General features: G+C 59.5%; 11 protein-coding genes. 4 read left to right on the forward strand and 7 right to left on the reverse strand.

What is annotated here, in order from left to right; translation table 11 throughout:
* Window positions 1–94 precede the first annotated feature (94 nt).
* Window positions 95–2104, forward strand: a complete 2010-nt coding sequence (gene rep / locus E3W21_RS15935; RefSeq protein WP_008150203.1) for a DNA helicase Rep — start codon at window positions 95–97, stop codon at window positions 2102–2104.
* 57 nt (window positions 2105–2161) lie between these two features.
* A complete protein-coding gene (locus E3W21_RS15940) occupies window positions 2162–2734 on the forward strand; it encodes a xanthine phosphoribosyltransferase (RefSeq protein WP_007934646.1) in 573 nt (190 codons plus the stop codon).
* A 129-nt stretch (window positions 2735–2863) separates the two neighbouring features.
* Here the strand turns inward: E3W21_RS15940 and E3W21_RS15945 are convergent, their stop codons facing one another.
* From E3W21_RS15945 to dadA, 6 genes are all read right to left on the reverse strand, one after another.
* Entirely contained in the window at window positions 2864–4786 is a 1923-nt protein-coding gene (locus tag E3W21_RS15945) for an acetyl-CoA hydrolase/transferase C-terminal domain-containing protein (RefSeq protein ID WP_134420893.1), read from the reverse strand.
* A gap of 134 nt (window positions 4787–4920) precedes the next feature.
* A complete protein-coding gene (locus E3W21_RS15950; RefSeq protein ID WP_129440019.1) occupies window positions 4921–5346 on the reverse strand; it encodes a cytochrome c5 family protein in 426 nt (141 codons plus the stop codon).
* Window positions 5347–5515: 169 nt separating this feature from the next.
* Window positions 5516–6064 carry a cupin domain-containing protein gene (locus E3W21_RS15955; protein WP_008150195.1) on the reverse strand — a complete coding sequence of 183 codons (549 nt, stop codon included), beginning with the start codon at window positions 6062–6064 and terminating at the stop codon, window positions 5516–5518.
* 127 nt (window positions 6065–6191) lie between these two features.
* Entirely contained in the window at window positions 6192–7265 is a 1074-nt protein-coding gene (gene alr / locus E3W21_RS15960; protein WP_134420895.1) for an alanine racemase, read from the reverse strand.
* Window positions 7266–7361: 96 nt separating this feature from the next.
* The gene (locus E3W21_RS15965; protein ID WP_076029299.1) at window positions 7362–7715 is read right to left on the reverse strand and encodes a RidA family protein; all 354 of its coding nucleotides are present in this window, start codon (window positions 7713–7715) and stop codon (window positions 7362–7364) included.
* A complete protein-coding gene (gene dadA, locus E3W21_RS15970) occupies window positions 7687–8991 on the reverse strand; it encodes a D-amino acid dehydrogenase (protein WP_046053837.1) in 1305 nt (434 codons plus the stop codon). The genes E3W21_RS15965 and dadA overlap by 29 nt, the downstream gene beginning before the upstream one ends.
* A gap of 157 nt (window positions 8992–9148) precedes the next feature.
* Between dadA and E3W21_RS15975 the strand changes: the two genes are divergently transcribed.
* On the forward strand, window positions 9149–9637 hold the full coding sequence (locus E3W21_RS15975; RefSeq protein ID WP_010465173.1) for an Lrp/AsnC ligand binding domain-containing protein: 489 nt from the start codon (window positions 9149–9151) through the stop codon (window positions 9635–9637).
* Window positions 9638–9790: 153 nt separating this feature from the next.
* On the opposite strand, the gene E3W21_RS15980 is transcribed toward E3W21_RS15975, so the two are convergent.
* Complete coding sequence (locus E3W21_RS15980) at window positions 9791–10144, reverse strand: YkgJ family cysteine cluster protein (RefSeq protein ID WP_007947437.1); 354 nt, start codon at window positions 10142–10144, stop codon at window positions 9791–9793.
* Window positions 10145–10291: 147 nt separating this feature from the next.
* Between E3W21_RS15980 and E3W21_RS15985 the strand changes: the two genes are divergently transcribed.
* Complete coding sequence (locus tag E3W21_RS15985) at window positions 10292–11605, forward strand: FAD-binding oxidoreductase (protein WP_134420897.1); 1314 nt, start codon at window positions 10292–10294, stop codon at window positions 11603–11605.
* The last annotated feature ends 37 nt before the right edge of the window (window positions 11606–11642 follow it).

Here is an 11642-nt window from a genome sequence, read left to right on the forward strand (position 1 = left end):
GATAGCGTGCTGCGTCACAAGTCGGAGAGAGCAGCACAATTCGCTGAGCCTGTTAAAATGCCGGCCCATTTCGCAAACGACTCCCTGACTTCGTATGTCCCGACTCAATCCCCGGCAGCAAGAAGCCGTGAGCTACGTCGGCGGCCCTCTTTTGGTGCTCGCCGGCGCAGGCTCCGGCAAGACCAGCGTGATCACGCGCAAGATCGCCCACCTGATCCAGAACTGTGGCATCCGCGCCCAGTACATCGTCGCCATGACCTTTACCAACAAGGCCGCGCGCGAGATGAAGGAACGGGTCGGCACCTTGCTCAAGGGCGGCGAAGGCCGCGGCCTGACGGTCTGCACCTTCCACAATCTGGGCCTGAACATCATCCGCAAGGAACACGTGCGGCTGGGCTACAAGCCGGGTTTCTCGATCTTCGACGAGACCGACGTCAAAGCCCTGATGACCGACATCATGCAGAAGGAATACTCGGGCGACGACGGCGTCGACGAGATCAAGAACATGATCGGCTCATGGAAAAACGACCTGATCCTGCCGCCCGAAGCCCTGGAAAACGCGCGCAACCCCAAGGAACAGACCGCCGCCATCGTATACACCCACTATCAGCGCACGCTCAAGGCGTTCAACGCGGTGGACTTCGACGACCTGATCCTGCTGCCGGTGAAGCTGTTCCAGGAACACGCCGACATCCTCGAAAAATGGCAGAACAAAGTCCGCTACCTGCTGGTAGACGAATACCAGGACACCAACGCCAGCCAGTATTTGCTGGTGAAGTTGCTCATCGGCATACGCAACCAGTTCACCGTGGTCGGTGACGACGACCAGTCGATCTACGCCTGGCGCGGCGCCCGGCCGGAAAACCTGATGTTGCTCAAGGACGATTACCCGTCCCTGAAAGTGGTGATGCTGGAGCAAAACTATCGCTCCACCAGCCGCATCCTGCGCTGCGCCAACGTACTGATCTCGAACAACCCGCACGAATTCGAAAAGCAGCTGTGGAGTGAGATGGGCCACGGCGACGAGATCCGCGTGATCCGTTGCCGCAACGAAGACGCCGAAGCCGAACGCGTGGCTGTGGAGCTGCTGACCCTGCACTTGCGCACGGATCGGCCGTACAGCGATTTTGCGATTCTGTATCGCGGTAACTACCAGGCCAAGCTGATCGAGCTGAAGCTGCAACACCACCAGATTCCGTATCGCCTGTCCGGCGGCAACAGCTTTTTCGGACGTCAGGAAGTGAAAGACCTGATGGCCTACTTCCGCCTGATCGTGAACCCGGACGACGACAACGCCTTCCTGCGGGTGATCAACGTCCCACGCCGGGAGATCGGTTCGACCACGCTGGAAAAGCTTGGCAACTACGCCACCGAACGCAAAATCTCGATGTACGCCGCCACCGATGAAATCGGTCTGGGCGAGCATCTGGACACGCGCTTCACCGATCGACTGTCGCGCTTCAAGCGCTTCATGGACAAGGTCCGCGAGCAGTGCGCCGGCGAAGACCCGATCTCGGCGCTGCGCAGCATGGTCATGGACATCGACTACGAGAACTGGCTGCGCACCAACAGTTCCAGCGACAAGGCCGCCGATTACCGCATGGGTAACGTCTGGTTCTTGATCGAGGCGCTGAAGAACACCCTCGAAAAAGACGAAGAAGGCGAGATGACCGTCGAAGACGCCATCGGCAAACTCGTCCTGCGCGACATGCTGGAGCGTCAGCAGGAAGAGGAAGACGGCGCAGAAGGCGTGCAGATGATGACCTTGCACGCCTCCAAAGGTCTGGAATTCCCTTACGTGTTCATCATGGGCATGGAAGAGGAAATCCTCCCGCACCGTTCCAGCATCGAAGCCGACACCATTGAAGAAGAACGTCGCTTGGCTTACGTCGGGATTACCCGAGCGCGTCAGACACTGGCCTTCACCTTCGCCGCCAAGCGTAAGCAATACGGCGAGATCATCGACTGCGCGCCGAGCCGCTTTCTTGATGAGCTGCCGCCGGATGACCTGGCCTGGGAAGGCACCGACGACACACCCGTTGAAGTCAAAGCCGTTCGCGGCAATACCGCATTGGCGGATATACGCGCGATGTTAAAGCGCTAGAATCGACTACTTTTTAACCAGCCTTAGGCGCACAAGCCGCCCGAAGAGGAAAGCTTCATGGAAGCACTGCACAAGAAAATTCGCGAAGAAGGCATCGTGCTTTCCGACCAGGTCCTGAAAGTCGACGCCTTTCTGAACCACCAGATCGACCCGGCCCTGATGAAGCTGATCGGCGACGAATTCGCCACGCTGTTCAAGGATTCGGGCATCACCAAGATCGTCACCATCGAAGCCTCGGGCATTGCGCCGGCGATCATGACCGGCCTGAACCTCGGCGTACCGGTGATTTTTGCGCGCAAGCATCAGTCCCTGACCCTGACCGAAAACCTGCTGTCGGCGACCGTTTACTCGTTCACCAAGCAGACCGAAAGCACCGTGGCGATCTCCCCGCGCCACCTGACCAGCAGCGACCGCGTGTTGATCATCGATGACTTTCTGGCCAACGGTAAGGCGTCGCAAGCGCTGATCTCGATCATCAAACAGGCCGGCGCTACGGTTGCTGGTTTGGGTATCGTGATCGAGAAATCGTTCCAGGGCGGCCGTGCGGAACTGGATGCGCAGGGTTATCGCGTTGAATCGTTGGCGCGCGTGCAGTCGCTGAAGGATGGCGTCGTAACCTTCATCGAATAAACCGCCACACCGCAAAACCAGTGTGGGAGCGGGCTTGCTCGCGAATGCGGTGTGTCAGACGACATCAACTTTGACTGACACACCGCATTCGCGAGCAAGCCCGCTCCCACATTTGGTCTCCGCTGGTCGTTACAAAGCGGTGGCTTTGAGGCCGGTGAGCAATAGCCGCTGAAACAAATCCTCTTTCAGCCCTTCCGGGTTGGTCAGCTGCATCCGTTCCAGGTGCTCGGGAAACGATGAAGGCTCCGGCGCATCCAGCGCTGCCTTGCCCAGTTCCAGAATCTCCGTGAGCTTGAACTTGCTCTTCAACCAGTTCAGCGCCCGCAACAGATCCTTCTCCTCAGCGGTGAAATCACAACCCAACGGATACTCCGGAAACAACTGCGGATGCCGCGCCTGGATGGCCTGCAAGCGCTGCGGACTGTTGTCGGCGAACCGTGGATCAATACGGAAATGCTTCGGCAACTTGCCGACTGCCTGAGCCTGCTCGATCAGCCCCAACTGGAAACGTGAATCGCTGATGTTCAGCAACGCCTCGATCACTGCCGCATCGGTCTTGCCCCGCAGATCGGCGATGCCGTACTCGGTGACCACGATGTCTCGCAGGTGCCGCGGGATTGTACAGTGGCCATACTCCCAGACGATGTTCGAACTGACCTCACCGCCCGACTCGCGCCAGCTGCGCAGGAGCAACACTGAACGCGCCCCTTCCAGCGCATGTCCTTGCGCAACGAAGTTGTATTGCCCACCGACACCGCTGAGTACTCGCCCGTCTTCGAGCTGATCGGCCACGCCTGCACCCAGCAGCGTCATGGTGAACACGGTGTTGATGAAGCGCGCATCGAGGCGCTGCAAGCGTTTGAGTTCTTCCTGACCGTAGAGCTCGTTGATGTAGCTGATGCGGGTCATGTTGAACTCGAGCCGCTTGCTGTGCGGCAGCTCGCGCAACCGCTCATAGAAACTGCGCGGCCCAAGGAAGAAACCGCCATGCACCGAGATGCCGTCAGTCTGCGCGGCTTCGTCCAGCGTGCCGGCATTGGCCTGTTGCTGGGTCGGCACATCGGGGTAGACCTTGCGCCGCACAATCCCGGCGTCGGCCAGCACCAGCAAACCGTTGACGAACATTTCGCTGCAACCGTAAAGGCCCTTGGCAAAGGGTTCGACGCCGCCTTCGCGGTCGATGAGTTGCGCCCACTGGCTGAGATTGACGTCCGCCAGCAACGCCTTGTATCCGTCATTGTCGGCCTGCCGCGCCAGCAACGCAGCGGTCAGGGCATCACCCATGGCACCGATGCCGATCTGCAGGGTGCCGCCGTCACGCACCAGCGTGCTGGCGTGCAGCCCGATGAAGTGATCCTGGAAACCCACCGGCATGTTCGGCGTGGAGAACAGCGTGGTGCTGTCCTTCTCGTCAATCAACAAGTCGAACGTGTCGATACCGATTTCGGCATCGCCGGGCATGTACGGCAAATCATTGTGCACCTGGCCCACCAGCAGGATCGTCTCCCCCGCCGCCCGACGCTTGGCGATCATGGGGAACAGGTCGAGGGTGATGTCCGGGTTGCAGCTCAGGCTCAGGCGGTCGGGGTGCTCGCTGTGGCTGGCCACCAATTGCGCCACCAGGTTCAATCCGGCGGCGTTGATGTCACGAGCGGCGTGGCTGTAATTGCTGCTGACGTAATCCTGCTGGGCCTGTGCGCTGTGGAGCAGGCTGCCGGGCTGCATGAAGAATTGCTGAACATGGATGTTGGATGGCAGGCTGTCGCGATGCAGGTCGGCCAGGAAATCCAGTTCCGGATAATCGCCAAACACCCGCTCGATGAAGGGTTCGAGGAAGCGCTTTTGCAAGCCGTCGCCCAAGGAAGGACGGCCCAGGCAAAGGGCGGTATAGATCGTCAGCTGCCGCTCGGGCAACTGCGCGACGCGTTGAAACAGAGCGTTGACGAAGTGGTTGGGTTTTCCCAGACCGAGGGGCAGGCCCATGTGGATATGCGCCGGCAACCGTGCCAAGACATCATCGACCGCTTGCTCGATAGAACACAGCTGCACCATTTGATCCTCCCTTACATTCCGTGAACCGAGGTTGGACCGAGCTTGCCGGGTCTTTGCTGCAATGAATAGCCTCGGGCGTAAATCGCAGGCACAAAAAAGCCGCTCGAAAGCGGCTTTTTGCTGAAGATGAAGGCTTATTTCAGGCCGGACATCTTCTGGATGGCGCCTTTAAGCTCGGCGTCTGCGCAATCGGCGCAGGTACCTTTTGGCGGCATCGAGTTGAGGCCGGAGATCGCCTTGGCGAGCAAACCGTCAACACCGCCTTCCTTCTTGGCGCGCTCGCCCCAAGCGGCGGCATCACCGATTTTCGGCGCGCCCAACAGGCCGGTGCCGTGGCAAGCGTTGCAGTGTTTGGCAATCACTTCGTCAGGAGTTTTGGCACCACCGCCGCCTGCAGCAGCAGCGACTTCCATCCCCTTGCACTCTTTACCCTGAACGCAAACCTGGCCGACTGGCTCAAGGCGTTTAGCAATATCGTCGTTGGTCGCAGCTTGTGCGCTGACTGCCCAAAGGGCCAATACGGTTGCTGGTACGGCCAGCATTTTCATAATTAGATTCACGCGTTCACCCTCAATGGTGGCTAGTCACGCCCACGGCCACGGTTCGCAGGCGGGCGCAAGTATAACGGTAAGCCCGCCACACTGAAACAACCCTAAAGTCGAAGGGGTCTTATGCGTGGCGGAAAAACAACTCGGGCACCTCCGCAATACTGGCGGGACGCCTCTTTTCTTAGAAATTCGCTGGAGTAGCTGCGCTGATTAGTCGCGCTGGCGCATCGAACGGATTACGGAAACGGTGCGGTTTAGTACTTTCAAAGTAGTAGCTGTCGCCGGCTTCGAGCACAAAAGTTTCAAGCCCCACCACCAGTTCAAGTCGACCTTCGAGCAAAATCCCGGTTTCCTCGCCCTCATGGGTGAGCATCTCGTCACCGGTGTCGGCGCCTGGCGGGTAGATTTCGTTGAGGAACGCGATGGCCCGGCTCGGATGAGCCCTGCCGACCAGCTTCATGGTCACTGCGCCATCGGAAATATCGATCAGCTCGTTGGCTTTGTAGACGATCTGAGTCGGTTTTTCCTGCAGGATCTCTTCGGAAAAGAACTCGACCATGGACATGGGAATCCCGCCCAGTACCTTCCTCAGCGAACTGATCGAGGGGCTGACGCTGTTCTTCTCGATCATCGAAATGGTGCTGTTGGTGACGCCCGCGCGTTTGGCGAGTTCACGCTGGGAAAGTCCTTTGAGCTTACGGATGGATTGCAGTCGTTCACCGACGTCCAATGCTGGAGCCTCCAGGGATTCAGGTTGTTGGAATATTGAGCGTTATCATGGCGACAGCGTTCAGTATTTACAACACTTGGACCTGAATCCTGTTCGGTGAAGCGACTTTCGGTCGGGGTGCTTTAACCTAAGCCCCGGAATAGAGCATTGGCACCCGGCGCAGGTTGCAGAAGATCTGGTAAGGAATCGTGCCCGCAGCCGCCGCCACGTCACTGGCGAGAATGTTTTTGCCCCACAACTCGACGGTCGAACCGAGGCCGGCTTGCGGCACATCGGTCAGGTCGATGCAGAGCATGTCCATCGACACCCGGCCAATCAACTGGCTGCGCTGCCCGGCGACCATCACGGGCGTACCGGTCGGTGCCTGACGTGGGTAGCCGTCGGCGTAACCCATGGCCACCACGCCCACGCGCATCGGTTTCTCGGTGATGAATGTGGCGCCGTAACCGATCGGCTCGCCGGCCGGCAGTTCACGCACGCAAATCACTTTCGATTCGAGGGTCATCACCGGTTGCAGGCGGGACGCCACGGCATTGGCTTCTTCAAACGGAGTAGCGCCGTAGAGCATGATGCCCGGGCGAACCCAATCACTCGGAATTTGCGGCCAACCGAGCACTGCCGGCGAGTTACGCAGGCTGACCTCAGCCGACAAGCCCTGGCGCGCAGCTTCGAACACCGCGACCTGCTCGGCACTGGCCTGACTGTGCAGCTCATCAGCCCGGGCGAAGTGACTCATCAGTACAATCTTCGCGACCTTGCCGCTGGCCAGCAGCCGTTGATAGCCCGCCTGATAATCCTTTGGATGCAAGCCCACCCGATGCATGCCCGAATCGAGTTTGAGCCAGACCGTGATCGGCTTGCTCAGTGCAGCGTTCTCGATGGCTTCGAGCTGCCACAGCGAATGCACCACGCACCAGAAGTCATGCTCGACGATCAGTGACAACTCATCGGCTTCGAAAAAACCTTCCAGCAACAACACCGGCGCACGAATGCCCGCGGCTCGCAGCTCCAACGCTTCTTCGATACAGGCCACGGCAAAACCGTCTGCCTCGGCTTCCAGCGCCTGGGCGCAACGCACCGCGCCATGACCGTAGGCATCGGCCTTGATCACCGCGAGGGCCTTGGCCCCCGTGACTTCACGGGCGATTTGGTAGTTGTGGCGCAGGGCTTGAAGGTCGATCAGGGCACGGGCAGGACGCATGGCGGCAGACTTCTAGGCGGTCATGGGAATAAAAACCGGCGCTGGCTGACGGCGTGAACCGCCAGTAGCACCGGGAGAGGGATCTTTCTGACGGGCTTATGGCAGAGCGGCGACAACCGACAGCTCAACCAGGATTTGCGGTTCGCACAACTTCGATTCAACGGTGGCACGGGCCGGTGCGACGCCTTTTGGCAGCCACTTGTCCCAGACCGCGTTCATGCCTTCAAAGTGTGCATCAATGTCTTTCAAGTAAATCGTCACCGACAGCAGACGGCTCTTGTCGGTCCCGGCCAGATCCAGCAAACGTTCGATGTTGGCAAGCGTTTCACGGGTCTGCTGTTCAATCCCGGCGTTCATATCGTCGCCGACCTGCCCTGCCAGATACACGGTACCGCTGTGGACTACGATCTGGCTCATGCGCTCATTGGTGAGCTGGCGCTGGATTGACATGTTTTGCAGACTCCTGAAGTTTTTTTCCATAACGGGAAATATCGAGGCCTTCGGCGCTGATTTGCGGCGTTTTCTTCGCCATCAGATCGGCCAGCAAGCGACCGGAACCGCACGCCATGGTCCAACCAAGCGTGCCGTGACCCGTGTTCAAAAACAGATTGCTGAACGGCGTAGCACCCACGATCGGCGTGCCGTCCGGCGTAGTCGGACGCAGACCGGTCCAGAAACTCGCCTGGGCCAGATCGCCGCCCTGAGGATAGAGGTCGTTGACGATCATCTCCAGGGTTTCACGCCGACGCGGGTTCAGCGACAGGTCAAAACCGGCTATTTCAGCCATGCCGCCGACGCGGATGCGGTTGTCGAAACGAGTGATCGCGACCTTGTAGGTCTCATCGAGGATAGTCGAAGTCGGGGCCATCGCCGGGTTAGTAATCGGCACGGTCAGGGAGTAACCCTTGAGCGGATACACCGGCGCCTTGATACCCAGCGGCTTGAGCAGTTGCGGCGAGTAGCTGCCCAGGGCCAGCACGTAGCGATCCGCGGTTTCCAGCTTGCCGTCGATCCAGACACCATTGATGCGGTCGCCGGCGTAGTCCAGGCGTTGAATGTCCTGGTCGAAGCGGAATTCCACACCGAGTTTGGTAGCCATTTCGACCAGGCGAGTGGTGAACATCTGGCAGTCGCCGGTCTGGTCGTTCGGCAGGCGCAGGGCACCGGCGAGAATGTTGGTGACGCTGGCCAGCGCCGGCTCAACGCGGGCAATGCCGGCGCGGTCGAGCAATTCGAACGGCACGCCGGACTCTTTCAGCACGGCGATGTCTTTCCAGGCGCCGTCGAGTTGAGCCTGGGTGCGGAACAGTTGGGTAGTACCGAGGCTGCGGCCTTCGTAGGCAATGCCGGTTTCGGCGCGCAATTCGTCGAGGCAGTCACGGCTGTACTCGGACAGGCGGACCATACGCTCTTTGTTCACCGCATAACGACTGGCGGTGCAGTTGCGCAGCATCTGCGCCATCCACAGGTACTGGTCGATGTCGGCGGTGGCCTTGATCGCCAGCGGTGCATGCCGCTGCAACAGCCACTTGATGGCTTTAAGCGGAACACCCGGCGCAGCCCACGGCGAGGCATAACCCGGCGACACCTGCCCGGCGTTGGCGAAACTGGTCTCCATGGCAGCGGCCGGCTGACGGTCCACGACCACCACTTCAAACCCGGCACGCGCCAGATAGTAAGCACTGGTGGTACCGATGACGCCGCTACCCAAGACCATAACGCGCATTTTCATATCCCTCATCGCGGCTTGCCGCTGACGTTCGTAGTTGTCGAGCATTGATGTGCGCAGTGTAAAAAAGATTAGGCAGTGCTTTTCACTATATAAGTGCCTATATTTGGCGAGAATTCTCGGCAAAAACGCTTTTCACGGAGGCGCATCCCCTATGCGTACCAACACTCAGACCAAACGTGAGCTGGACAAGATCGACCGCAACATCCTGCGGATCCTGCAAGCGGACGGACGCATCTCCTTCACCGAGCTGGGGGAAAAGGTCGGGCTCTCGACCACGCCGTGTACCGAGCGGGTCCGGCGGCTGGAGCGCGAAGGGATCATCATGGGCTACAACGCCCGGCTCAATCCGCAGCACCTCAAGGGTAGTCTTCTGGTGTTCGTCGAGATCAGCCTCGACTACAAATCCGGCGACACTTTCGAAGAGTTCCGACGCGCGGTCCTGAAGCTTCCCCACGTGCTGGAGTGCCATTTGGTGTCAGGGGATTTCGACTATCTGGTGAAGGCGCGGATTTCCGAGATGGCCTCGTACCGCAAGTTGCTGGGCGACATCCTGCTCAAGCTGCCGCATGTGCGCGAATCCAAGAGCTACATCGTGATGGAAGAGGTGAAAGAGAGTTTGTGCCTGCCGATTCCGGATTGAGTCTTTGTGGTGACTGGTCGGCCGCCTTCGCGAGCAAGCCCGCTCCCACAGTGATCTTCACTGGCCACAAATTCTGTGTCTTGCACAGATCCATGTGGGAGCGGCGGTGCGGCGATCCGACTTGCTCGCGAATGCAGGCGACTCGGTCTTCCCTTAGACCAGAACCTGCCGCGTCGAAGCCATGTACTCATGAATCTGCTTTTCAACCCGCGGATGAATCAGCTCCACCGGCCCCCGCCCATTCGGGCACGGTAAGGTCTTTGTGGTGCCGAACAGCCGACAGATCAGCGGCCGTTCGTCATACACGGTGCAGCCGTTGGGTCCGAGGTGAACGCAATTGAGTTCGTCCATCGCAGCATCCTGCTCGGCGCGGGTCTTGCGCGGCAGGCGGGACATTTCTTCCGGTGAGGTGGTTACCGGCCCACAGCAGTCATGGCAGCCGGGCACGCACTCGAACGAGGGAATCTGCTGCCGTAACGTGCGAATTTTCTGACTGTTGCAGCTCATCGAAGCGGTAACCAAAAGCGGAATAGAGCGCGATTCTGACGTAAAAGCCCTGATCCAGACAGCACCAACCGACCAGTGTTGCCGGTGTCCGAAGGTCCGGCTTATGCTCCGTCAAATTTTCTAAACACACGAATCAGGACCACGCACATGAATGCCGGTGCTCAGCAACCTGCCCCGAACCACCAGCACCCTGCTTCTTACTACGCCGCCAGCAGCCTTCCGCAGCCCGATCATCCAGTGCTCACAGACGACCTGGTGGCTGACGTGTGCGTGGTCGGTGGCGGGTTCTCCGGGTTGAACACGGCGCTCGAACTGGCCGAACGCGGTTTCAGCGTGGTCCTGCTCGAAGCGCACAAGATCGGCTGGGGCGCGAGCGGGCGCAATGGCGGGCAATTGATTCGGGGCGTCGGCCACGGCCTCGATCAGTTCGCCAACGTGATCGGTGCGGACGGCGTGCGTCAGATGAAACTCATGGGACTGGAAGCGGTGGAAATCGTCCGACAGCGCGTCGAGCGTTTTCAGATCCCTTGCGACTTGACCTGGGGTTATTGCGACCTCGCTAACAAGCCTCGCGACCTTGAAGGTTTTGCCGAAGACGCCGAAGAGCTGCGCAGCCTCGGTTACCGTTACGAAACCCGGCTGCTGCAAGCCAGCGAAATGCATTCCGTAGTCGGGTCCGACCGCTACGTCGGCGGATTGATCGACATGGGCTCGGGGCATCTGCACCCGCTGAACCTGGCACTGGGCGAAGCGGCCGCCGCCCAGCAGCTCGGGGTGAAGCTGTTCGAACAATCGGCAGTCACCCGCATCGATTATGGCCCCGAGGTCAAGGTCCATACCGCCCAGGGCTCGGTCCGCGCCAAGACGCTGGTGCTGGGCTGCAACGCCTACCTCAATGAACTCAATCCCGAACTCGGCGGCAAGGTGCTGCCCGCCGGCAGCTACATCATCGCCACCGAACCGTTGAGTGAAGCGCTGGCTCACTCACTGCTGCCGCAGAACATGGCAGTCTGCGATCAACGGGTGGCACTGGATTACTATCGGCTCTCGGCGGACCGACGCTTGCTGTTTGGCGGTGCCTGCCATTATTCAGGTCGCGACCCGAAGGACATCGCCGCGTACATGCGGCCGAAGATGCTGGAGGTTTTCCCGCAATTGGCCGGGGTGAAGATCGACTTTCAATGGGGTGGGATGATTGGCATTGGTGCTAATCGTCTGCCGCAGATCGGCCGGCTCAAGGATCAACCGAATGTGTATTACGCCCAGGCTTATTCCGGTCATGGCGTGAATGCCACGCACCTCGCGGGGAAGTTGTTGGCTGAGGCTATCAGTGGTCAGCAGGGTGGTGGGTTTGATCTGTTTGCCAAGGTGCCGCATATCACATTCCCTGGAGGTAAGCATTTGCGCTCGCCGTTGTTGGCGTTGGGGATGTTGTGGCATCGGCTTAAAGAGTTGGTCTGAACCTGATTAAGCGACATATCCGCCTTTGTAGCAGCTG

This window comes from Pseudomonas sp. F01002, assembly GCF_004402115.1.
Classification (GTDB): Bacteria; Pseudomonadota; Gammaproteobacteria; order Pseudomonadales; family Pseudomonadaceae; genus Aquipseudomonas; species Aquipseudomonas frigoris.